Below are 23711 nucleotides of genomic sequence, written 5' to 3' on the forward strand. Positions count from 1 at the left end.
GCCGTACCCAGCCCCGTTATTTTGCCCTACCCGACCAGCAGCGCCTCGGCGCGCTGGGCGGCCCGCGCGCGGCCGTCCCTGCTCACAATACCAACTTTTCGTCACTCGCCGAGCCTCCCCAGCTCATATGAAAGTAGTGCAACGTTTAAATTGCGGCTATCACAAATAAAGCATAAACGGCTAACAACTTTGTATTTTTGTGTAAAATAATCGTCTTTTTTTGAAAATACCGCCAAATGTGTTGTTTATTACACGCCTGTTACAGTCCAGCAATTGACCGTGCCAGCCTCAGGTGGTCTGATGACTGCCCTGAATAATCTATTGATGGATTATTCAAACTACGTGTCTTTAAATGACAAAGTAACAATTGGTACCCTCCTAGGAGTTCAAGCAATGATGATGGAAACTGTAATCTCGCGTTCGCTGCGCCTGATGTTTGCGGGCAGCGCCGCTCTGGTGCTGGCACAACCGGCATTTGCCCAAGACGCGCCTATCCAGCGCGTGGAAATCACCGGTTCGTCGGTCAAGCGCGTCGACGCTGAAACCTCGCTGCCAGTGCAAGTCGTAACCAAAGCTGACATCGCCCGTACCGGCGCCACCAGCACTGAAGAACTGCTGCAATCGATCTCGGCCTTCTCCTCGGCCGGCGGCACCACCAACGCCACCGGCGCCGGCACCTCGACCGGCGGCCTGTCGTCGATCTCGCTGCGCGGCCTGGGCTCGACCCGTACCCTGGTGCTGGTCAACGGCCGCCGCCTGGCAGCCTTCGCCGGCAGCGACGGCGCTTCCGTCAACGTCAACGTCATTCCACTGGCCGCCATCGAGCGCGTCGAAGTGCTGAAAGACGGCGCTTCCGGCGTCTACGGTAGCGATGCGGTGGCCGGCGTGGTCAACTTCATCCTGGCCAAGCAGACCGACGGCATCGAAATCACCGGCGGCTACGGCTCCCCATCGCAAAGCGGCGGCGGCCAGAACTCCAAGGCATCGATCACCGGCGGCTTCAACACCGACAAGCTGAACCTGGTTCTGTCCGGTTCGTACGAAAAAGAGAAGGCACTGTTCGGCCGCGACCGCGACTACGCAGCCACCTCGACCAAGCTGCCGTACTACAACGGCACCGCGACCGGCCTGGGCAACATCCAGGGTTCGTTCACGCCAGGCGTCGGCCCTGACACCGGCTTCAGCTCGGGCGGCTCCGGCTACGGCAACCCGCTGGCCATCGGCGACAAGTGCAGCACCATCAAGATGGGCACGCTGCAAGGCGGCGCCAAAGGCGCACCGTACTGCTACTACGACAGCGGCCCGGACGTCGGCCTGACTCCTGATCGCGAGCTGTTCAACTTCACCAGCAACCTGACCTACCAGCTGAACGCGGATCACCAGCTGTTCGGCGACGTGCTGTACTCGCAGAGCAAAGTCACCCAGACCTACCAGCCTTCGCCGGCGCGCGCCAGCTTCTTCGAAACCGACGGCGAGTTCGCCAAGCAAAATGTGGACGCGGCACTGCTGCTGTTCCCAAGCAACCCGGCTTACCAGTCGATCGCCGTGCCTTACCTGCAAAGCCAGGGCTTCACCTCGCTGATCGGCAAACCGCTGTCGATCACCTCGCGCGTGTTCGACTACGGTCCACGCCAGAACGTCGACACCGCCAAGCAGGCACGTGTTGTCGTCGGCGCCAAGGGCACCATCGGCGCGGTCGACTACGAAGTCGCCCTGACCCACAACGAATCCAAGCTGAACAGCGCTGTGACCACCGGCTACTTCTCGCAAGTCGCGTACGCCAAGATCATCAACAGCAGCAACTGGAATCCATGGGCTGCAGGCGGCGTGCAAACCGGCGCGCTGGCCGACCAGCTGAAATCGGCCGCGTTCAGCGGCGACTTCCTGGCCGCCAAATCGACCAGCGATTCGTTCGACGCCAAGATCACCGGCGACTTCTGGACCATCGCCGGCATCACCCCGCAATACGCGGTGGGTACGCAATCGCGTAAAGAGAACTACACTACCAACCCTAGCGCCGCCTACCAGTCGGGCGACATCTCCGGCCTGGGCGGCTCGGTAGTGCCTATCGACCGCGACCGTACCGTGAACTCGGCCTTCGGCGAACTGAGCATTCCTCTGACGAAGACCCTGGAAGCCAACCTGGCCGTACGCGACGACCACTACGACGACGTCGGCAACTCGGCCAACTGGAAAGGCAATGTCCGTTGGCAGCCAACCAAGTCCTTCCTGCTGCGCGGCTCCTACGGCACCGGCTTCCGCGCACCGTCGCTGGTTGACCTGTGGACGCCGCAGACCTTGGGCACCTCCGAGCAGTTCAACGACCCGGCGACCAAGCAATCCGGCCTGCAGGTGAACTCGCTGACCGGCGGCAACCCTAACCTGAAGCCAGAGAAGTCGAAGCAGTACTCGTTCGGCGCCGTATGGCAACCGGTTTCGACCGCGAGCATCGGTGTTGACTTCTTCAACATCAACATCCGCGACATCCTGGCCACCCCATCGGCACAGGAAGTGGTATCGCGCTTCCGCGCAGGCGACCCAGCCTACGCTGGCCTGGTGACCCTGAACGGCAACGACATCGTCAGCATCAAGCAGACGCTGGCCAACACCGGCAACGCCAACGTACAAGGCCTGGACCTGTCGGCCAACTGGAAGGACAACTTCAGCTTCGGTAAGCTGGAAGCCAACCTGAACGGTACCTACATGGATACCTTCGACCAGACCAGCCCGGGCGGCGACGTGTCGCACAAAGTCGGCACCACCGTTGCCAACGATGTCGACGGCACGCCGGTGATCGGCGCGCAAAACGGCGGCGTGATCCTGCGTTGGAAGCACCAGCTGGCAGGCACCTGGAGCAAGGGTCCATGGTCGACCACGCTGGTACAGAACTATCGCACCGGCTACCAGGTTGGCCACGATCTGAACAACAACAAAGTGTTCATTTCGTCGGAAGCCATCTACGACGCCAACGTCACGTTCCGCGGCATCAAGAACCTGACCCTGGCGCTGGGCGTGAAGAACCTGTTCGACAAGCAGCCTGACCCGATTGGCACCGCGGTGACCAACCAGTTCCAGTCCGGCTACGACATCAACCAGTACGATCCACGTGGCCGCTTCGTCTACGTGACCGCTGGCTACAAGTTCAAGTAATCAGTCGTTCATGAAAAAAGCCCGCACGGCTCAGGCCGCGCGGGTTTTTTTTTGTCCTTTTTTTCTACAACCAACCGGCTTTCTTGAAGCGGTGGTGCAGGTACAGGCACACGCCCACCATCACGGATATCGCGAACGGATAGCCATACTTCCACTCCAGTTCCGGCATGAACTTGAAGTTCATCCCCCACACGCCGGCAAACGCGGTGCAGATCGCAAAGATCGCCGCCCAGGCCGCCAGCCGCTTGTTCACTTCGCTCTCCTCGATCGCCACCATCGACAGGTTGACCTGGATCGCCGTCGCGATCGTGTCGCGTATCGAATCCAGCGAGGCGCTGATCCGGTGCAAATGGTCGTGCACGTCGCGGAAGTATTCCTGCGTGTCCTGGCACATGGCCGGCACGCGGCCGCCGTGCAGCCGCCCCACCGCCTCCATCAACGGCGACACCACGTGGCGCACGATGGTCACCTTGCGCTTGAGTTCATACAGGCGCTGGATGTTGTCGCGCTGCTTGCCCTGGCTGAAGATCAGCTCCTCGATTTCCTCCAGCTCCGTTTCCAGCATGTCCAGCACCGGGAAGTAGCGGTCCACCACCGCGTCCATCAGCGCGTACAGCACGAAGGCCGGGCCCAGGCGCAGCATGTGCGGCTCCTTTTCCGCGCGCGCGCGCACGCCGAGGAAGCCCTGCTGGCTATGGCCGTCGCGCGCCGACAGCACGTAGTTGTCGCCGACGAAGATATCCACCTCGCCGACGGCCACCTCGCTGTCGCGGCATTCGATGGTCTTGACCACCACGAACAGCGAATCGCCGTATTCCTCGATCTTGGGACGCTGGTGCCCGCGCCGCGCGTCCTCCACCGCCAGCTCGTGCAGGCCGAACTCCTCCTGCATGATCGACAGTTCGTCCGGCTGCGCATCGCGCAAGGCCACCCAGACAAAGGTCTCCGGCTTTTCGACATAGTCGCTGATTTCCTCGACGGGGATGTCCGCCAGCTTTTGCCCGTCCTGATAGGCCACACAATTAATCAGCATACGCATTCCATAAAAAAAAAGCTCCTGGCTTCGTCAGCCAAGAGCTTACCTCAAACCGGTGCAGGGGCTGGTTAAGCCGCGGTTAAATACCGCGCGGCCGGCCTGGTGTGCGACAGGTTGGGCTTCAGCGCCTTGCGCGCCTCATCCATGCGCGCGAAGTCGGCGGCGTCCGGCAGCGAGGGCAAGGTCACCAGCTCGCCCTGGTCCAGGCCGGCCAGCGCGGCGTCGACCAGGTCTTCCGGCGTCATCACGATGTCGCTCGGCAGGTGGCCGATCGAGATGCCGGCGCGGTCCCAGAACGGCGTGCCGATGGCGCCCGGCAGCACCGCCTGCACCTGCACGCCCTTTTCGCCCAGTTCGTGATGCAGCGATTGCGTCAGCGCCAGCACGAAGGCCTTGCTGCCGCCGTAGGTGCCGTTCAGCAGTTCCGGCGCCAGCGCGGCGATCGACGAGATATTGACAATGGTGCCGCCGCCGCGCGCCACCAGGCCGGGCGCCACGGCGCGGGTCAGGCGGGTCAGCGCGGTGATGTTCAGGCTGATCAAGCCATCCAGCTCTTCCGGCGTGGAATCGATCAGCGGCTTGACGGCGCCGATGCCGGCGTTGTTGACCAGCATGGCGATGCTGCTGTCGGTGGCCAGGCGCTGTTCGACGGCGCGCAGGTCGGCCGTCACGTTGAGGTCGGCGCGCAGCACGTCGACCTTGCGGCCGGTGGATGCCTCCAGCCGGGCCGCCAGCGCGGACAACTTGGCGGCGTCGCGCGCCACCAGGATCAGGTCGTAGCCGCGGCGGGCCAGGCGGTCTGCGTAGACGGCGCCGATGCCGGTGGATGCGCCTGTGATCAATGCGGTTTTCATGTTGGGTCCTTTAGAGTTGAGTTGACAGGGCACAGTGTAGGGGTGCAAACTAAGGCCCATGTGACGTAGATACCTCTTTTTGGGACATCATGAAAAAATCCATAGGTTTGCTGCTGTTCCCCGGTTTCCAGATCGTCGACATGGTGGCGGTCACCGTGTTCGAAGTCGCCAACCTGATGCCGGGCGGCCCGTTCTACGAGATGACCATGCTGTCCGAGCACGGCGGGCCGGTGCTCAGTTCGGCCGGCGTGCCGGTCGGCACCGAGCGCTTCGGCGATCCCGGCTACGACACCGTCATGGTGGCCGGCACGCTGGAGCCGGCCGCGGCGTCGTCGCCGGCGCTGATCGCCTTCCTGCAGGCGGCCAGCAAGGCGTCGCGCCGCACGGCCAGCATCTGCACCGGCGCCTTCATCCTGGGCGAGGCGGGGCTGCTGGAAGGGCGGCGCGTGACCACGCACTGGGCCGGCGCGCGCGAGCTGCAGCGGCGCTACCCCAAGGCCAAGGTCGACGAGGACCGCATCTACATCGAGCACGACCACGTGTGGAGTTCGGCCGGCATGACGGCCTGCATCGACCTGGCGCTGGCGCTGGTCGAGCAGGACCTGGGCGTCGAGGTGGCGCGCGCGGTGGCGCGCAAGATGGTGGTGTATCACCGGCGCACCGGCGGGCAGTCGCAGTTCTCGGCCCTGCTGGAACTGGAGCCGAAGTCGGACCGCATCCAGAACGCGCTGACCTATGCCAAGCGCAATCTGCGTAAGGCCTTGTCGGTGGACGAGCTGGCCGATGCGGCCAACCTGAGCCGCCGCCAGTTCAGCCGCGCGTTCCGGCTGGAGACCGGGCAATCGCCGGCCAAGGCGGTCGAGACACTAAGAGTGGAAGCGGCGCGGGCGATGATAGAGGACGGCAATCACGCGCTGGACGTGGTGGCGAGGGAGAGCGGCTTCGACGACCCCGAGCGGATGCGCCGGGCGTTCATCAGGACTTACGGCGTGCCGCCGCAGGCGATCAAAAGGGCATCGCGCGCGGCGGCGTAATTTTGAAGTTGTGTCAAAATGAGCGCAGCCAGGCGCGGGTGGCGAAGACAGTGCGTTAGCACGGCGAGACGCCCGCAACGACGCTGCGGTCTTTTTGACGCGACTTCAGTCGTCCTTGGCGCCGTCGATGCCTAGCTCCGCGATCTTGCGGGTGATGGTGTTGCGGCCTATGCCCAGCCGTACCGCCGCGTCGTTCTTGCGGCCGTGCGTGTGCTTGAGCGCGGTGCGTATCAGCGCCGATTCGAACTGCCGACCCAGCACCGCCATCACTTCCTGCTGACCGCCGCTGAGCATGGTGGCGGCCTGCACTTCCAGCAGACCCAGCCACGCGTCCGGCGAACCGGACAGCGCATGCATGCTGCCCATGTCCGGCGCCGGGATCGCCGTCACCGTGCCGTGGTGCTGGATCGTGCTGTAGGTTTCCGCCGGCGCCGACGCCAGTGCCGGCAAGGCGTGTCCGCCGCCGCCCTGCTCCTGCGTCAACTCCAGCGGCAAGTCCTTGACCTCGACCGTCTGTCCCGGCGCCATCACCGTGATCCAGTTGCACAGGTTTTCCAGCTGCCGCACATTGCCAGGCAAGTCCAGGCCGCTGAGGAACTGCAAGGTGGCGTCGCTCATGCGCTTGGCTTCCACACCCAGCTGCTTGGCGCTTTGCACCAGGAAGTGGCGCACCAAAATAGGGATGTCCTCGCGGCGCTCCCTCAAACTGGGCAGGCGCAGGCGGATGACGTTGAGGCGGTGGTACAAGTCCTCGCGGAACAAGCCTTCGCGCACGCGCTGCTCGAGGTTCTGGTGCGTCGCCGTGATCACGCGCACATTGGCTTTCAGCGGCTGATGGCCGCCGACGCGGTAGAAGTGGCCGTCCGACAGCACGCGCAGCAAGCGCGTCTGCAAGTCGAAGGGCATGTCGCCGATTTCGTCGAGGAACAGCGTGCCGTTCTCGGCCTGCTCGAAACGGCCGCGGCGCGTGGTCTGCGCGCCGGTGAAGGCGCCGCGCTCGTGGCCGAACAGTTCGGACTCCAGCAGGTCCTTCGGGATCGCCGCCGTGTTCAGCGCGATGAACGGCTGCGCCGCGCGCGGGCTGTGCTTGTGCAGCGCGCGCGCCACCAGCTCCTTGCCCGAGCCCGATTCGCCGGTGATCAGCACCGTCACATTCGATTGCGACAGGCGGCCGATGGCGCGAAACACTTCCTGCATCGCCGGCGCCTGGCCGAGGATTTCCGGCGTTTCCGACGGTCCCGATTCAACGCTGGTTTCGCGCAGGCTCTCGTCCAGCGCGCGACGGATCAGCTCGACAGCCTTGTCGATGTCGAACGGTTTCGCCAGGTATTCAAAGGCGCCGCCCTGGAAGGCTGCAACGGCCGAGTCCAGGTCGGAGAAGGCGGTGATGATGATGACCGGCAGGCCCGGGAAGCGCGACTTCACCAGTTGCAGCAGGTCGAGGCCGGAGTCGCCCGGCATGCGGATGTCGGACACCAGCACTTGCGGCGTCTCGAACTCCAGTGCGGCGATCGCGTCGCGCGCATTGGCAAAACTCTTGGTGGCCAGGTTCTCCCGTGCCAGCGCTTTTTCCAGTACCCAGCGAATCGATTCGTCGTCGTCTACTATCCAGATTGGCTTCATGTGTTGTGTGTATCCCGCAATATGGATCGTCAATCAAGGGACTCGGCACCCGCCCCTGTATGCCACGGCTTATGGCAACGGCAACAGGATGCGGAAATCCGTGTATCCAGGCCGGCTCTCGCACTCGATCACCCCCATGTGCTGTTGCACGAAGGTTTGCGCAAGGGTCAATCCCAAGCCGCTGCCGCCTTCCCTGCCCGACACCAGCGGGTAGAAAATCCGGTCGCGGATCTGGGGTGCGATACCCGGTCCATTGTCAATGATATGCAAGTCTAATGCCAGCCCGTAACGGACCTTGGCCAAGGTGACCTGGCGCGCCACGCGCGTCTTGAAAACGATCTCCGCGTCGCCCGCCTCGATGCGCGCGGCCAGCGCCTGGGCGGCGTTATGCGCGATGTTGAGCACGGTCTGGATCAGCTGTTCCTTGTCGCCTCTGAACTCGGGGATCGAGGCGTCGTAGTCGCGCAGTATCGTCAGGCCGGACGGGAACTCGGCCAGCATCAGGCTGCGCACGCGCTCCAGCACTTCGTGGATGTTGACGTCGCCGACGATGTGCGGCCGGCGGTGCGGCGCCAGCAGGCGGTCGACCAGCGTTTGCAGCCGGTCCGCTTCCTTGATGATGACCTGCGTGTACTCGCGCAGCTGGCCGGCGTGCAGCGCGGGCAGCTCCATCTCCAGCAGCTGCGCCGCGCCGCGGATGCCGCCCAGCGGGTTCTTGATCTCGTGCGCCAGGTTGCGGATCAGCTCCTTGTTGACCTGGCTCTGGTCGAGGATGCGCTCCTCGCGGTCCAGCTTCAGGTGCTGCAGGTGTTCGCGCAGCTCGATCAGGATGTGGTCGGCCGGCTCGTCCAGCGCCGACACGATGCTGTGCACGTGCAGCGGATCGCGCCCCGCTCGCTCCAGCGCCAGGTCTTGCCGCAGGTCGGCAAACTTGTGCTCGCGCGCCTGCGCGCAGATGTGCTCCAGCTCGTCAGGGTTGAGGAACTGCGCGCTGAGCTTTTGCCGCGACAGCGCCTTGAGCGAGCTCTCCAGCAGATTCTCGGCAGCCGCGTTGGCGTAGGCGATCTGGCCTTCGCCATCGAGCAGCACCACGGCGGACGCCAGCAGTTCCAGGCCGGCCAGCGCGGGCGGGCGGTTCATGGCGGCCACCGCGCGGGCGGCGATATTACTGACCAGGCTCATAATGGACTCACGGTAAATTCGCCTTCAACGGATATTCGCGATCTCGCGTTTCAAGGCATCGACATTCTTTTCCGAGCGGCTGATGCTGTCGCGCAGCGCGGCCACCCGCTCCTGGTACTTGGCGTAGTTGCGCTCGTCGCCACGGCGTTCCGGCTCGCCGTTGTTGAACTCCTTGCGCAACTCCGCCAGCTTCTGCGATTCGTTTTTCAGCTCATCCTCGAGGATGCCGCGCCGGTCCGCGTCGCGCGCGCGCTGCTCGGCGCCATCGACGCGCGGAAAGTCGCCCGGCGCGATCGTCGGCAGCGACGGGCGCATGACAGGCACCTGGCGGCGCGCCGGCGCCGGCACCACGGTGCCCGGCAAGTCCATCGACTTGCAATAGCTGCCGCGATTGACGTCGGTGTATTCGATGCTGCCGTTCGGTAGCGTGCACTTGTAAATCACGCCTTGCGCGTGGACCCAGCCGCAGCCCATCAGCGCCAGCAAAATGCATCGTTTCAAACTAGTTATCATTCGTTATCCGTGGGTGGAACATTCCATCCCGAATATACAACATCCAATGAAAAACGCGGGGAAAGCTGCTGCTCGCCCCGCGTTTTTTACCGGCTACAAGCGCCTGCAACAGAGGCGCGTTGTATTACAGCGAGTAGTACATGTCAAACTCGGCAGGGTGAGTCGTCATGCGCATGCGCTGGACGTCCTGCATTTTCAGTTCGATGTAGGCGTCGATCATGGAATCGCTGAACACGCCGCCACGGGTCAGGAACTCGCGGTCTTTGTTCAGGTGATCCAGTGCCTCTTCCAGCGACGAGCACACGGTTGGGATCAGCGCGTCTTCTTCCGGCGGCAGGTGGTACAGATCTTTCGATGCTGCCTCGCCCGGGTGGATCTTGTTGGCGATACCGTCCAGACCAGCCATCAGCAGTGCTGCGAAGCACAGGTAGACGTTGGCCAGTGGATCCGGGAAGCGGGTTTCGATACGGCGGCCTTTTGGATTGGCCACGTGTGGAATACGGATCGAAGCCGAACGGTTACGGGCCGAGTACGCCAGTTTGACTGGCGCTTCGAAGCCTGGAACCAGACGCTTGTACGAGTTGGTGCCTGGGTTGGTGATCGCGTTCAGCGCCTTGGCGTGCTTGATGATGCCGCCGATGTAGTACAGCGCGGTTTCCGACAGGCCGGCATAGCCGTCGCCGGCGAACAGGTTGACGCCGTCTTTCCAGATCGACTGGTGCACGTGCATGCCCGAACCGTTGTCGCCAACGATAGGCTTAGGCATGAAGGTGGCGGTCTTGCCATAGCTGTGGGCCACGTTCCAGACCACGTATTTCAGGTTCTGGGTCCAGTCGGCGCGCTCGACCAGGGTCGAGAACTTGGTGCCGATTTCGTTCTGGCCGGCGCCGGCCACTTCGTGGTGGTGCACTTCGACCGGGATGCCCAGCGATTCCAGGATCAGGCACATTTCCGAACGCATGTCCTGGAAGCTGTCGACTGGTGGCACTGGGAAGTAGCCGCCCTTGACGGTAGGACGATGGCCGCTGTTGCCGCCTTCGATTTCCTTGTCGGTCGACCACGACGCTTCGTCGGAATCGATCTTGACGAAGCAGCCGGACATGTCGATCTTCCAGCGCACGCTGTCGAAGATGAAGAACTCTGGCTCAGGGCCGAAGTAGGCGGTGTCGCCCATGCCGGACGATTTCAGGTAGGCTTCAGCGCGCTTGGCGATGGAGCGTGGATCGCGGTCGTAACCCTTGCCGTCCGACGGTTCGATCACGTCGCACTGCATGAACAGGGTGGTTTCTTCCATGAACGGGTCGATGTTCGCGGTGTTTGGATCTGGCAGCAGTATCATGTCCGATGCTTCGATGCCCTTCCAGCCGGCGATCGAGGAACCGTCGAATGCGTGACCCGATTCGAACTTGTCGATGTCGAAGTGCGACACAGGCACGGTTACGTGCTGTTCTTTACCACGGGTGTCGGCGAAACGGAAATCAACGAATTTGACTTCGTTTTCCTGGACCATTTTCAGAACTTCTGCGGCTGTCATTGCCATGCGTATCTCCTAAAGGAATGTGGGACTCGTGCGCTCTAATAAGCAGTATCCGTGCCAGCCTGAAACTCATATTAATATGCCGATAGCATCTTTGAACTTGCTGGTAAAAGAATCTAAAATCGGCCAGCAGATCGAAATGCCTATATTTGCGGCAGATCAACATAGCACCAACTCAGTGCATTTCTCAAATATTGCACCTATTTTGTGCGCATTGGGAATTTTTCTAAAAACTGCACAGCTTTGGTGCGTGTGTGTATCGGGCTTGAACAGGAAGCCTATAATAAACTTAAACTTATTTCTGGAACATGACATGAGCACGATAGACGATATTCTCGCGCTGGCGCGCAGCCGCAGCAAGGACTGGCCCTATGCCGGAGCGGTCACGCCGCAGGAGGCGTATGAGCTGGTCAGTGCCGACAACGCCGTCAAGCTGGTCGATGTGCGCACCAATGCCGAGCGCGACTGGGTCGGACGGGTCACCATACCGGAAGCCCAACATGGTGCGGTGCAGTGGAGCACCTATCCGGGCGGGAATGCCAACCACGAGTTCATCGAGCAGCTGAACTCGGTGGCCCGCAAGGACCAGGTGCTGCTGTTCCTGTGCCGCTCCGGCGTCCGTTCGCGCAACGCCGCCAAGCTGGCCACCGAGCACGGCTACCAGCACTGCTACGATATCCTGGAAGGCTTCGAGGGCGACAAGGACGAGCACGGCCACCGCAAGAACGTCAACGGCTGGTGCAAGGCCGGTTTGCCGTGGACCGGAGCATAACCTTCGCCGTCATTCCCGCGAAAGCGGGAGTCCATGCTGAGGCACACACGGATGCGTTCTATGGATTCCCGCCTGCGCGGGAATGACGGCGGGGTGCGGATTAGACCGGCACCGCGTCGGCCACAACGGGCGACATTTCGCCCATCAGGAACTGGATGCGCTTGCGCACGAACTGTATGTGGCTGCGCAAGCCATACAAGCCATCGGCGAAGGACAGCGGGATCGATACCTGGTTGACCAGCTCCTCGATCTCATTGAGGCGCTTGAGCTGCTCCTCGTAGACCTGCATGCGCGTCTCCTCCTGCGCCTCCTCCACCCTTTGCTCCACCGCGCGCAGCTGGCCGTACCAGCGGTACACGCGCGAGCGGATGCGCCACACGTACAGCGGCGGCACCACCTTGGACAGCGGCAGTATCAGCGCGCCCAGCGCCACCACCACGACCCACATGCGGTCGAAGAAATTGGCCAGCCAGAAGGTCATGTAGCGCTGCAGCAGCGGCGGGCCGCTCTTGTAGAACTTGGCCGCCTCCGAATCGACCGGAATCTCGGTGTACTTGGCCGACGGGAACTGCCCCTGCTGCGAGAACCAACCGGCGCCGCCGTGGATGCTGCTGGCCGCCTGCACGAACAAATCCACCAGCGCCGGATGCAGGTCGTCGCGCGCGACCAGCGTGGCGGTCGGCGCGATCAGGTTGTAGTCCTCGGACGGGATATCGCGGCCCAGGTCGACGATCCCCTGCGGCAGCACCACGTGGCTCAGGAACGGCAGCTTGCGCGCGTAGGCCTCGGCCTGGGTGAAGTTGAACAGCTTGATGCCCGGCGTTTGCAGCAGCATCTGGATCAGCGGCGCCTCCGGCGCGGAGGTGAACACCAGGCCGTCGATGCGGCCTTCCAGCAGCTCCACCGTGGCCGGCGTGTTGGCCAGCGAGAAGCGCTCGACTTCGCCCTTCTCGACGCCGTTCAGCTCCAGCACCTGGCGCAGCAGGCGCGGCGAGCCGGCGCCTTTCGGGCCGTAGTTGATCTTCATGCCCCTCAGCTGGCTCAACTGAGTGATGGGCTTCTTGCCCTTGGTTTCGCGCAGGAACAGCCACAGCGGCTCGACAAACAGGCTGCCCAGCGAGGTCAGGCCTTCGCGCTCGGCGGCCTCCTCGTTGGTGGAGCCGCTCTGGACGAAGGCGATGTCGACCTGGCCGGCCTTCAGCAGCTTGAGGTTTTCGCTGGAGCCGGCGGACGGCATCAGCGTCACCTTGACGCCATGCTTGGCCAGCGCGGCCGCGTATTTCTTGCCGAATTCCTCGTAGGCGCTGTTTTCCTGGCCGGTGGCCAGGCGCACCGTGCGCGGCGGCGCCGGGTCAACCAGCCAGTAGGCCAGCAGGCAGACGCCGGCGATCAGCGCAATGGTGGGGGCGGCGGCGACAAACAAGTCCCGCATCGAGAATTGCGTGAACTTGAGGATTTTGGACATGTGATGGCGCATAGGTTTCATGGGCTGATACATTGCCAACAAATGAGCAACTATGCAAGGGAATCCGGGGTCAGATCCGACATTTGGACACGAGCTCTGCCGTAACGGCCGTTACGGCAGAGCTCGTGTCCAAATGTCGGATCTGACCCCGGATTTAGATCAGCCGCCGCAGGCCTGCAGCGGCGGTTTCACGACTGCGGGCACTTCTCCCCCGGCTTTCGCGACCAACGCCACGGTGGCGGGCTTCGCCACGGGATTGGGTTCGATCAGCGGCATCAGGCTCGGCGCCAGTACCACCAGCAGCTGCACCGGCAGCGCGCTGGTGAAGTCGTAGTGCTTCGATTCCGGCCCGTGCACGTAGGCCGTCATCGAGCCGAAGAAGCGTTCGCCGATATTGAACACGAACGTGGCCGACCGGTTCACATAGCGCGACTCGATCAGCCGCCCGCCGCCGCCGTACACGTCGAAGCGCTGGTCGCCGGTGCCGGTCTTGCCGCCGACCGGAATCACCTTGCCGTCCGATCCGACGAAGGCCATGCGCGCCCGCTTGGCCGTGCCGTCCGACACCACGCCGCGGATCGCATCGGCCACCACCCGCGCCACTTCCGGCGACAGCACCTGCTCATTGGCGGTCGGCTTGCCCTTGGTGACCACCGTTTCATACGGCGTGTCCTTGGCGAAGTGCAGCGAGCTGATGCGCTGGCTGCTCTTGCGCACGCCGCCGTTGACGATGATCCCCATCAGCTCGGCCAGCGCGGCCGGACGGTCGGCCGACGCGCCCAAGGTGGTCGCATACGAGGGCACCAGCGACTCGAACGGATAGCCCATCTTCTTCCACTGCTTGTGGATTTCCATGAAGCCCTCGACCTCGAGCAGCCCGGCGATGCGCTTGTCCTGCGCGTGCTTGTGATGGGTCTTGAACAGCCACTGGTAAACCTCCTGCCGCTCCTTCTCGCTGGCCGCCGTCATCTCCGACAAGGTCGCGCCCTGGTGCAGGCGCATATAGGCCGCCATCCACAGTTCCAGCGGGTGCACGCTGGCCAGGTAGCCGCGATCGGCCAGCGACCATTTGTCGATCGAATACTGGTCGTACAGCTTGGCCACGCGCTCTTCCGGCACTTCGTTCTGCGACGGCAGGTTGTCCTTCAGGAAGGCCGCGAACTGCTCCTGGCTGGCCTGCGGATACACGGTGCGGTGGATCACCGCCAGCCGCACCGGCGTGCTGCGGATGTTGGCCAGCAGGATCTTGTCCAGTTCGCCTTCCGGCTTGCCCTTGTACTTGGCGTAGAAGCGGCCGAGGAATTCCTTGCCTTCCTTGTCGGCGAAGCGGGCCAGGTACTGCGCGCGGCGCGGATCGTCCGAGTCGGCCAGCAGCGAGGCCGACGAGCCCGGCGTCTGGAACATGTAGAACTTGGCCACGTCGCGCATCAGGCGCACGAACACCAGGTTGGTCGAATGGCGCAGCGCCTCGGTCACCGTCAGGATCTTGCCGTTGTCTTCCTTGGAAAAGTTGCCGAAGTGGTGCAGGCCGCCGCCGGTGAAGAAGCCTTCGCCGGGATTGCCCGAATACTTGCGCTCCATGGCCGCGTTCAGCATCGGCGTCAGCTCGCGCCCGCCCTTCTCGATCGGCAGCGCCTTGAAGTAGTCCAGCGCCCACAGCGACAGCTTGTCCTGCGGATCGACCGTCACCTTGCCCAGCGCGGCCGCGTCCATGCCGGCGTACTTCTTGTGCATCTGGTCCATGATGTCCAGGTAGGTCACCAGCGTGCGCAGCTTGGCGGTCGAGCCCAGGTCCAGCTTGGCGCCTTCGTTGATGTCCAGCGGCTGGTCGAAGTTGTCGGTCTGCAGGCGCAGCAGGTTGTTCTGCTCGCCCTTTTCCAGCAGGGTGAAGCTGTACACCACGTTGGCCGGATCGCCGTTGCCCAGCATGCCCTTGCCGGTCAGGCCGGCGGCCTTGGCCTTCTCCGGATCGCGCAGATCGCGCAGCACCTGCGTGACGGCGGTCTGCGCCTGCGCGTCGAGCGTGCTGACCACGCTCAGGTCGAGGCGGTCCAGGTTGTACATGCGGTTGTCGCCCAGCAGGTTGGCCAGGTGGTTGCGGATCGCGTTCGACGCCTTGCGGCTGACGAAGGTCATCGCCGGCGCCGACTGCAGGCCGTTGCCGGTGGCCGGATGCAGCTTCTGCTGCAAGGCCATGTCGCGCATCGCCGGCGTGATCACGCCGTCGGTGGCGAGGATGCGCAGGTGGCTGTTGGCCAGGATTTCCAGGTCCTCGGCGCCGTCGCCCAGGTAGTAGCTGGGGCGGCGCTGCGCGATCATCAGGCTCAGCGCCTCCTTGAAGGTCAGCGCGGTTTCGGCGTCCGGGTTGTCGAGCTTGCCGGCCAGCAGGCGGTTGACGTCGGCGAACTGGCGGCCGTACCACACCCACATGCCGTCGCCGATGCCGTTCACTTCGCCGTAGCCGGGCTTGGCCGACAGCGGCACCGTGTTCAGGTAGTCGAGCACGATGCGGCGGCGCGCCTTGGTCGTGTCCGGACCGTCCTGGTAGGAGCGCAGGCTGGCCGAGACCATCTGCTGCAGCTTGTCCTTCATCGAGCCGGTGCGGCCTTCCGGCGAGTGGCGGTATTTTTCGATCTGCGTGGCCAGCGTGCTGCCGCCCGCCGCGCGATGGCCGCCGGCCACCGAGCTGACGCTCTTCTCGATCACCGCCTTGCCCAGGCGGTCCCATTCGACGGCCGGATTACGCGTCGGATACTTGGTGTCCAGCAGCTCGCGGTTCTCGATGAACAACAGGCTGTTGATCAGGGCCATCGGCGCCTGCTCGAACCTGGTGTAGATGCGTTCCGGATAGCTGGCGGCAAACAGTTCCTGCGCGCGGCAGTCGACGATGGTCAGGCCGGTCTTGGTCTTTTCGCGATAGGTGGCGAACACGCCCATGTCGGCCAGCTCGGCCATCTTCGGCGAGATGCGGACCTGCGCGCTGACCTGGTAGTCGCGCTGGCTGAGCTTGCCCAGATAGTCCGGCAGGCCGGCGTAGCCGAGGCGCTCGTCGTACGGGCTGTCTTTCGGGAAGCGGATCGACTTGCTGGCGCCCGGCTCCATCTTGTACGTCATCTTGCCGACCAGGTCGGTGAACACGCGCGCCTGCATGCTGGAGGTACGGGTTTCCTGTACCCCCCAGTAGACGGCAAACGATACGCCGATCAGCAGCACCAGCAGGAAGGCGTTGCGCGAACGCTTGCTCTTCGGTGCCGACGGCGGTGGCGGCGCGTCCATCTGGGCATGGGCCAGATGCGCTTCGGTTTGTTCGGGAGTGGGCGCAGGCACGACATGCAGATGCCGCTTGTTGCGATAGCCAAAAGCCGCGGCGCCTGCGCGCAATTTGCGCACTGCGCGGACTACGATACGGGGCCGGCGGAAACGACGATTGCTTAACATATGATTCAAACCGGTCAGCTGTTTCAGTAAAACGTACTTGGATGCTTCCACTCCATTGCACCACATCGGAGCCGTGCCAGCGGGCGAAGACGCACAATAATTTTACTGCGCCGTTTGTTTTTCGCAAAAAAACAACGGCGTTCTCTCCGAGGGAGGAACGCCGTCTACGCCCGATTGATAACAACCAAGCACTAACTGTTGCTGAACTCTACATTGAGTTTCTTCAGTTCCGCGCACAGGTACTCGAACGCCTCGGCCGTCTGCACCGGTTCGCCCTTGACGCCCAGCTCGATATGGCGGCGCCGCTTGGCGTCGCCCACGCTCGGCAGGCTGAACACCTTCACCCGCGCGAACCGCGCTTCGATCGCCACCATCAGCGGCGTCAGCGCCGACTCGGCCGCCTCGTACACGAACACTGATTGCTCGCTGTGCGGCTCGCGGTTGAACAGGTCGGCGTAATGGTGGTCCAGCACCCACTCGATCATCGGCCACGCCATGACCGGGAAGCCCGGTACGAAATAGTGCTTGTGCAGCGCGAAGCCGGCGATGTTGTTGTACGGATTGGGGATCAGCGCCGCGCCTTCGGCAAACTCGGCCATCTTGAGGCGGTGCAGGTTCTCGGCCGAGTTCAGGTCCGCCGGCTGGCCGGCCTCCTGGCCCATCTGCAGGATGCGCTGCTGGATGTTGATCTTGCCCTGCTCGTGCATCACCAACGGCAGGCCCAGCGCGTCGGCGGCGGCCTGGCGCGTGTGGTCGTCCGGCGTGGCGCCGATGCCGCCGCAGCAGAACACGATGTCGTCGCTGGCGAAGGTGCGCTTCAAGGTGGCGGTGATGCGCTGCGGATCGTCGGCCAGGATTTCAGCCCAGCCCAGTTGCAGGCCGCGCGCCGCCAGCAGTTGCAAGACCTTGGGGAAGTGTTGATCGACGCGCCTGCCGGACAGGATTTCGTCGCCGATGATGATGAGTCCGATCGCCATGGTTTCCTTTCAGATGGTGATTTCTTTGACCTCGACCGCGTCGGCGCGCAGGCGCGCCAGCGCATCGAGGCAATAATACGCAAACCACAGGCCGGTGAAGATAAAGATCAGCACATACAGCCAGATCGAGATCGCCGCCAGGAACGGGAACAGCACCACCGCCATCACGCCGCCCAGCCAGATCGCGCCCGGCAAGGCGCCGGCCGCGCCGGAGACGATGCCGATGACCAGCAGCCGCCAGCGGTGCTCGGCCAGGATCTGGCGGCGCTCGTCGGCGCTGGCGTAGTCGGCCAGCGCATCGTAGACCATCACCCGCGTCGTCAGCCAGCCCCACAGGCAGGCCTGCACCGCCACCGCCAGCGGCGGGAAGGCGTACAGCGGCAAGGTCACGATCCACAGGCCGATGAAGATCGCCATGCCGCCCAGCGCCACGCCGGCGCTGCCCAGCAGGGTGCCGCCCTTGCGCTGCTCCAGCTGCGGATAGTGGCGGCGGCCGACGTGGCGGCCGATCAGCGGCATCGCCACCACGCCGATGAAGACCAGCGCCGTCAGTATCATCAGCGGCAGCAGCAACAGCATGGCGATCAGCGGCACGACGACGGTTTTCAAGGCGCCCAGCCCAAGCGAGCTGAGCAGACTACCGCTGCGGGCGAAGCCGTCGTGCTCGGTGAACAGCAGGTGCAGCCAGTCGACCAGCGGCTGCAGGCCCAGGTACAGCAGCACCGCCCACACGCCGACCGCCAGCAGGAACGGAACCACACTCATCGCCAGCATCCTGCCGTGCCATTGCGACAGGAAGGCGCGGCCCCAGGAGCGTAATACATTTGTCATCAGACCACATCCTTGCGTGCGTATTCAACCATGCGCTTGAGCGCCAGCCAGTGCTGCGACCAGAAGCCCCTGCCGTAGTCGCGGCCAGGCGCGACCACGCCGTCGGCGCCGGTCCGCGGCAGCTGGTCGCGGATGCCGGTGGCTTCGAACCGCGGCGTGAAATTAGCGGTGCGGAAGATGATATCCCATACCGGCAGCAGCACGGCGAAATTGCAGCCGCCCAAGGTGCCCTTGCCATGCGATTCGTGGCCGACGCCGATCGCGTGGTGCAGGCGGTGGTAGCGCGGCGACACCAGCAGCCATTCGCCGACGCGGCCGAAATGGATGCGCACGTTGGCGTGCTGCAGGCTTTGCAGGATGCGCGACACCGACACCAGCATCACGTACTGCGACGGCTCGACGCCGATGCACAGCGCGATGACGCCCATGTAGACGTCGCGCAGCAGGTCGTCGAGCAGGTGGTTGCGGTTGTCGCTCCACAAATTCATGTTCTGCTGGCTGTGGTGCAGGCCGTGCAGCGCCCACCACCAGTTGAACTGGTGCGAGGCGCGGTGGTACCAGTAATCGAAGAAGTCCAGCACGACGAAATACACCAGGAAGCTGCCCAGGGGACTGATGCCTGGCCACAGCGATTCGAGGTTGAACGGCTGGAAGCTCTCGAAGCGCAGCGCGGCGGCCACGCTGTCCATCAGCGGGTCGAGCGTGAAGAAGATCAGCACCGAGAACAGGCCGACGCGGTGCAGCACCGTGTAGATGAAGTCGTTCCAGCGCGCGCGCGGGTCGTTGAACTTGTGCACCGGGATCATCGCCTCCAGCGGGCGCAGCACCAGGAACAGCAGCAACAGCTCCAGCACGCCGATCAGCAGCCACTCGGTGCCTTCGAACGCCTCCTCGATAAATTCGCCGAAGCCGAGCTGGAACACCAGCGGCTGTATCGCCGTCTCGAACAACCAGCCTTGGGCGGCGCCCAGCCAGTCGGAAAATAATTGCATCATTGGTGCTTGGAATTCGTCTTGAATGAGGCGCGATAGCCCGGGTGCTCGCGCAGCGTGGCGAAGCAATAGCCTTTTTGCTCCAGGCCGCTGATCAACGGTTCCAGGTTGGCCGGCGCCCACGCATCCTTGCGCGACCAGATGCCCATGTGGGCAAGGAAGATGTCGCCGTCCCGCAAGTCGCGCAGGGACTTTTGCAGCAATACCGCATTCGGGTAGGCGGTGCTGGAAAACTCGTCGCCGGAGAGGCCGGCCGGCGCCCAGCCGACGTGGGCGTAGCCGCAGGACTTGGCCACCTCCAGCGCATGGGGCGTGGTGCGGCCGGCCGGAGCGCGCCAGATCGGGTCCAGGTGCCGGCCGGTCAGCTCGGCGAAGCGCTGGTCGACGCGCTTGATTTCCTCGCAATACTGGTCCGGCGTGAAGGTACGGACCTTGCCGGCCTGCGCGCCAAAGCCCGGCCTGGCCAGGATGGCGCCGCCGGCGCCGTCCTTGACCAGCACGTCGTGGTCGAAGGTGTGCGAGCCGAACACATGGCCTTCGGCGACGCGGGCCTTCCAGTAGGCCGACCACGACGGGTCCAGCGAATAATCGCCCTTGACGGTTTTTTCGTTGGCCAGGAAGAAGGTGGCCTTGATCTTGTGGCGGTTCAGCGTGTCGGCGATCAGCTCGGCCTGGGACTGGCTGCCGGTGTCGAAGGTCAGGTAGATCGTGCCCTTGCAGGCCGCGCGCGGCGCGGCCGACTCGGTCTTCGCGGCGGCGATGGCGGACGCCGTCGCCAGCGCCGGCTTGGCGCCGGCCGGCGACACGGTGCTTGCCGCGCCGGTGCTTGCCGCGGCGGCGGCGGCCATGCCGGCCGCCTTGGCCTCCGCCGCGCGCCGCGCCGGACCGTTGAGGTTGCGGGCATGGGCGTTGGCGGCGCGGGCCGCGTCGTTCAGTTCGCGCGCGTCGCTGTTGGCGGCCTTGGCCGGGTCGGCCGCCATGGCCGCCGGCGAAACAGCGAGCGCCAGCGCCAGCAGGGTCGGGGCGGCAGCGCTGTTCATCACATGCGCTGGGCCGAGTTGAAGAAGAACACGCCGTGCGGCGAACGCCCCACCGGTATCAGCTTGGTGACCTTGCGGGTGGCCAGGTCGATCACGGCCACTTTCTTGATCCAGCGCAGGGTGACCCACATGGTCTTGCCGTCGGCGGTGATTTCCATGCAGTCCGGGCCGCCCGGCACGTTGATCTGGCCGACGTTTTCCAGCGTCTTCTGGTCGATGATGTTGATCGAATTGGAGACCCGGTTCGACACATAGGTCAGGCGGCCGTCGCCGGCGGCGCGGAAGTTGTGGGCGCCCTGGCCGGTCTTGATGCGCTTGACGGTCTTCTGGGTTTTCCAGTCGATCACCTCGACGTAGTCGCTGCCCATGATGCCGACCAGCAGGTATTTGTCGTCCGGCGTCATGGCGATGCCGGCCGGCAGCTTACCGACCGACATGGTCCACTTGACGGCCTGCGTGCCCAGGTCGATGGCGCTGATCTGGTCGCTGCCCTGCTGGGTGATGAACACCATGTTGCTGGCGGCGTTGAACGCCATGTGGCTGGGCAGCTTGGCCAGCGGGATGCGCTTGGCCAGGGTCAGGTTGGCGCCGTCGTACTTGTACAGGTCGACGCGGTCCAGCCGCAGCGAGTTCGACACGAACCATTTCTGGTCAGGGGAAAAGCCGATCTGGTAGGGGTCGAGGATATCCTTGATGCTGCGCTGGACCTGGCCGCTTTTCGGATCGAGGAAGATCAGTTCGTTGCCGACCGAGCTGGCGACGATCAGGGACTTGTTGTCCGGCGTGGCCATCAGGTGGTGCGGCTCCTTCCCGACCGGGAAGGTGGAGAGGTCTTTGTAGGTGTCCTGGTCCAGCAACTGCACGGTGGCGTCACGCGAATTAAGGACCACCACCACGTTGGCCTGCGCGCTGCCGATCGCGGAGATGGCGCAGACACAGGAAAGGACGATACGGCGGAAACTGCAGAGCATGAAAAATCGCTTGAAAGAGCAAAACGTTTATTTTACGTGCAAACCGAACCGTTACGAGACAAAAGCGGACAATTATTCCCGTGCCGGGGGCCCAGCTGCGCGCCCTGCTACAATTCAGGGCTGTCTTTAACGTATCCATAGAAGGAAAATCATGACCACCATCACCACCGAATCCGGCCTGCAGTACATCGAACTGACCGTGGGCGAAGGCGCCGAAGCCAAAGCCGGTCAAAACGTCACCGTGCACTACACCGGCTGGCTGCGCAACGACGACGGCACCAAGGGCCCGAAATTTGACTCCAGCAAGGACCGCAACGATCCGTTCGAATTCGCGCTGGGCGCCGGCATGGTCATCCAGGGCTGGGACCAGGGCGTGCAAGGCATGAAGATCGGCGGCGTGCGCCAGCTGATCATCCCGGCCGAGCTGGGCTACGGCTCGCGCGGCGCCGGCGGCGTGATTCCGCCAAACGCAACCTTGATCTTCGACGTCGAACTGCTGGGCGTCTAAACGGCAGGCTTAGCGCTGCCAATTACGGCGCAGCGCTTCCAGCTCGGCCCTGGTGTCGAGCATTCCGCCGACGATGCGCTGGTCGATCGCTTCCAGCAGCGCCGTCGGCATCTCGGTGCCGGCCGCGCGGTAGGCGCCCATGGCCGGCAGCGGCCGCGCGCTCTGCACCAGCACCGGTATCCGCCACTCGTCATTGGCGCGGCAGGCGATCCCCACCAGATCCTGGCTCAGGCCGACCAGCGTGAAGCTGCGGCAGTAGCCGCCCTCGTTCGACAAAAAACTCAGACCGACCCGCACATCGCCTTCGGACGGCACGGCGCCGCCCATCTGCTGGCTCAAGCTCGTGGCCAGCTTGCCCTGCGCGACCAGCATGCCGTTGCGGCTGGCCACCGCGGTCGGCGCCATCGCCGGCTCGCTGAACCAGCCCGGCTGCCAATGCGCCAGGCCGAACTTGCCGGCCGCCAGGCCCAGCACCATCACCAGCGCCAGCGCGCCCCATTCCGGCCAGCCCCAATGGCGCCGCGCCGCCTTGCGCGCCGCTTGCTGCGCCGCGGCGCGGCTGGCCCGCACGTCGGCCAGCTGCACCACATTGGGCGCGCGCCGCGAGCGCAGGCCGGACGGCGCCTGGTCGGCAAACACCTCGTCGCGCGCGGCCCGCAGGCGCGCCACCCGCCGCGCGATGCTGCCGTCGCCGCGCATGGCGGCTTCGACGGCGAGGCGGGTCGCGTCGTCCAGGTCGCCGTCGGCGTAGGCTATCAAGGTCTCGTCTGAAAAGGTCATGGTCCTGTCCTCAGTCGCCCCATCATAAACCTTTTTCAGCGCGGACGCGGGTTCGGAAAAACCGGGTATCGCCTGTAAATACAGGGGTTTTATTGCGGTGCAGCGTGGCGCGGCAGCTACTGTAAGGGCTACTTCGAACAGAAACCATTACATTTGACAATATTTATGCTAATCTGCGCGCTCTAATAACCAAGGAGGTAGTAATGAAAAAAGGCGAATTGATTGCAGAATTTGCGAAACGCACCGAGATGTCAGCTGCTGCCGCCAACGGTGCAGTGAACACTCTGATCGCCATCGTGACTGAGCGTCTGAAAAAAGGCGACACGGTCGGCATCACCGGCTTCGGCACCTTCTCCGTTGCCAAGCGTGCTGCACGCAAAGGCCGCAATCCTGCAACCGGCGAAGCGATCAAGATCGCTGCGTCGAAAACTCCTAAATTCTCGGCTGGCGCGACCCTGAAGTCGGCAGTCAACCCGACGAAAAAGAAGTAATCGCAGGAACTCCCGGCACGCGGCGTTCGCGCCGCAGTGCCAGTGCCCGCGAGGGCACCGGAAACGGCGGCGCATGCCAGGTCCACGACCTGACATGTCCGCCGTTCTGTTTTTGAGTAAGCCCTCTAGCGGTTTTTCCTGCGGCCGGGGTTATGATGGCGCATCCCCATTCCGCCCCTAGGAGAAATGATGAGTTTAGAAGAGCAATTCGCGCAGGCCCAGCTCGATTCCAAGAACCTGCCAGAGCGTCCGGACAACATGACGCTGCTGAAGATTTACGCGCTGTTCAAGCAAGCCTCGGCCGGCGACGCCACCGGCGACCGTCCAGGCATGACCGACTTCGTCGGCCGCGCCAAGTTCGACGCCTGGGCCGCGCTCAAAGGCACGTCGCTGGACGAAGCCAGGCAGCAGTACATCGACCTGATCGAAGAGCTGAAGTAAAAACCCGGGGTCAGATCTGAAAATTGGACAAGAACAATTACCTTGCAGCAGGTAAGGCGAAGGTCGGGTGCCAATT

General features: G+C 63.7%; 20 protein-coding genes. 6 read left to right on the top strand and 14 right to left on the bottom strand.

The genetic code is table 11. The annotated features are described in order from the left end of the window. Positions 1-393: 393 nt before the first annotated feature. Complete coding sequence (locus tag ACCD07_RS30485; RefSeq protein ID WP_413449489.1) at positions 394-3150, top strand: TonB-dependent receptor; 2757 nt, start codon at positions 394-396, stop codon at positions 3148-3150. A gap of 64 nt (positions 3151-3214) precedes the next feature. On the opposite strand, the gene corA is transcribed toward ACCD07_RS30485, so the two are convergent. Beyond that, the gene (gene corA, locus ACCD07_RS30490) at positions 3215-4183 is read right to left on the bottom strand and encodes a magnesium/cobalt transporter CorA (protein WP_176655542.1); all 969 of its coding nucleotides are present in this window, start codon (positions 4181-4183) and stop codon (positions 3215-3217) included. Between the two features lie 71 nt (positions 4184-4254). Next, the gene (locus ACCD07_RS30495) at positions 4255-5040 is read right to left on the bottom strand and encodes an SDR family NAD(P)-dependent oxidoreductase (protein ID WP_176655541.1); all 786 of its coding nucleotides are present in this window, start codon (positions 5038-5040) and stop codon (positions 4255-4257) included. An 89-nt stretch (positions 5041-5129) separates the two neighbouring features. Here ACCD07_RS30495 and ACCD07_RS30500 point away from each other — a divergent pair, with 89 nt between their 5' ends. Beyond that, positions 5130-6074 carry a GlxA family transcriptional regulator gene (locus ACCD07_RS30500; protein WP_176655540.1) on the top strand — a complete coding sequence of 315 codons (945 nt, stop codon included), beginning with the start codon at positions 5130-5132 and terminating at the stop codon, positions 6072-6074. A gap of 105 nt (positions 6075-6179) precedes the next feature. Here the strand turns inward: ACCD07_RS30500 and ntrC are convergent, their stop codons facing one another. The 4 genes from ntrC to glnA form a co-directional block, all read right to left on the bottom strand. Next, entirely contained in the window at positions 6180-7697 is a 1518-nt protein-coding gene (gene ntrC, locus ACCD07_RS30505; RefSeq protein ID WP_176655539.1) for a nitrogen regulation protein NR(I), read from the bottom strand. Between the two features lie 69 nt (positions 7698-7766). Then, positions 7767-8879, bottom strand: a complete 1113-nt coding sequence (gene glnL, locus ACCD07_RS30510) for a nitrogen regulation protein NR(II) (RefSeq protein WP_176655538.1) — start codon at positions 8877-8879, stop codon at positions 7767-7769. Between the two features lie 24 nt (positions 8880-8903). Continuing rightward, the gene (locus ACCD07_RS30515; RefSeq protein ID WP_353400156.1) at positions 8904-9392 is read right to left on the bottom strand and encodes a DUF4124 domain-containing protein; all 489 of its coding nucleotides are present in this window, start codon (positions 9390-9392) and stop codon (positions 8904-8906) included. 124 nt (positions 9393-9516) lie between these two features. Further along, positions 9517-10932: a type I glutamate--ammonia ligase gene (gene glnA, locus ACCD07_RS30520; protein ID WP_176655536.1), complete on the bottom strand. Its 1416-nt coding sequence runs from the start codon at positions 10930-10932 to the stop codon at positions 9517-9519. A gap of 310 nt (positions 10933-11242) precedes the next feature. Between glnA and ACCD07_RS30525 the strand changes: the two genes are divergently transcribed. After that, positions 11243-11701 (top strand): rhodanese-like domain-containing protein, encoded by a 459-nt coding sequence (locus tag ACCD07_RS30525; protein ID WP_413449490.1) that lies wholly within the window; start codon positions 11243-11245, stop codon positions 11699-11701. A gap of 100 nt (positions 11702-11801) precedes the next feature. Here ACCD07_RS30525 and ACCD07_RS30530 read toward each other — a convergent pair whose 3' ends face one another. The 7 genes from ACCD07_RS30530 to ACCD07_RS30560 form a co-directional block, all read right to left on the bottom strand. Then, positions 11802-13166 carry a TAXI family TRAP transporter solute-binding subunit gene (locus tag ACCD07_RS30530; protein ID WP_413449491.1) on the bottom strand — a complete coding sequence of 455 codons (1365 nt, stop codon included), beginning with the start codon at positions 13164-13166 and terminating at the stop codon, positions 11802-11804. Positions 13167-13325: 159 nt separating this feature from the next. Beyond that, the gene (locus ACCD07_RS30535; RefSeq protein WP_176655667.1) at positions 13326-16442 is read right to left on the bottom strand and encodes a transglycosylase domain-containing protein; all 3117 of its coding nucleotides are present in this window, start codon (positions 16440-16442) and stop codon (positions 13326-13328) included. A gap of 353 nt (positions 16443-16795) precedes the next feature. Beyond that, positions 16796-17581, bottom strand: a complete 786-nt coding sequence (locus tag ACCD07_RS30540) for a competence/damage-inducible protein A (RefSeq protein WP_176655533.1) — start codon at positions 17579-17581, stop codon at positions 16796-16798. 9 nt (positions 17582-17590) lie between these two features. Continuing rightward, positions 17591-18412, bottom strand: a complete 822-nt coding sequence (locus ACCD07_RS30545) for an EI24 domain-containing protein (RefSeq protein ID WP_176655532.1) — start codon at positions 18410-18412, stop codon at positions 17591-17593. Beyond that, the gene (locus ACCD07_RS30550; RefSeq protein WP_353400151.1) at positions 18412-19407 is read right to left on the bottom strand and encodes a sterol desaturase family protein; all 996 of its coding nucleotides are present in this window, start codon (positions 19405-19407) and stop codon (positions 18412-18414) included. The genes ACCD07_RS30545 and ACCD07_RS30550 overlap by 1 nt, the downstream gene beginning before the upstream one ends. Next, positions 19404-20444 carry a polysaccharide deacetylase family protein gene (locus ACCD07_RS30555; protein WP_413449492.1) on the bottom strand — a complete coding sequence of 347 codons (1041 nt, stop codon included), beginning with the start codon at positions 20442-20444 and terminating at the stop codon, positions 19404-19406. The genes ACCD07_RS30550 and ACCD07_RS30555 overlap by 4 nt, the downstream gene beginning before the upstream one ends. After that, positions 20444-21415, bottom strand: coding sequence for a cytochrome D1 domain-containing protein (locus ACCD07_RS30560; protein ID WP_413449493.1), 972 nt, complete (start codon positions 21413-21415; stop codon positions 20444-20446). The genes ACCD07_RS30555 and ACCD07_RS30560 overlap by 1 nt, the downstream gene beginning before the upstream one ends. Positions 21416-21566: 151 nt before the next feature. Here ACCD07_RS30560 and ACCD07_RS30565 point away from each other — a divergent pair, with 151 nt between their 5' ends. Beyond that, positions 21567-21923: an FKBP-type peptidyl-prolyl cis-trans isomerase gene (locus ACCD07_RS30565; protein WP_176655529.1), complete on the top strand. Its 357-nt coding sequence runs from the start codon at positions 21567-21569 to the stop codon at positions 21921-21923. A gap of 9 nt (positions 21924-21932) precedes the next feature. On the opposite strand, the gene ACCD07_RS30570 is transcribed toward ACCD07_RS30565, so the two are convergent. Continuing rightward, a complete protein-coding gene (locus tag ACCD07_RS30570) occupies positions 21933-22703 on the bottom strand; it encodes a hypothetical protein (RefSeq protein WP_176655528.1) in 771 nt (256 codons plus the stop codon). Positions 22704-22906: 203 nt separating this feature from the next. Here ACCD07_RS30570 and ACCD07_RS30575 point away from each other — a divergent pair, with 203 nt between their 5' ends. Together ACCD07_RS30575 and ACCD07_RS30580 are read left to right on the top strand one after the other, a co-directional pair. Next, positions 22907-23194 carry an HU family DNA-binding protein gene (locus ACCD07_RS30575; RefSeq protein ID WP_090316135.1) on the top strand — a complete coding sequence of 96 codons (288 nt, stop codon included), beginning with the start codon at positions 22907-22909 and terminating at the stop codon, positions 23192-23194. Between the two features lie 189 nt (positions 23195-23383). Next, positions 23384-23635 (top strand): acyl-CoA-binding protein, encoded by a 252-nt coding sequence (locus ACCD07_RS30580; RefSeq protein ID WP_176655665.1) that lies wholly within the window; start codon positions 23384-23386, stop codon positions 23633-23635. Positions 23636-23711 lie beyond the last annotated feature (76 nt).

This window comes from Duganella sp. Dugasp56 (assembly GCF_047304105.1).
GTDB classification, from domain to species: domain Bacteria; phylum Pseudomonadota; class Gammaproteobacteria; order Burkholderiales; family Burkholderiaceae_D; genus Rugamonas; species Rugamonas hordei.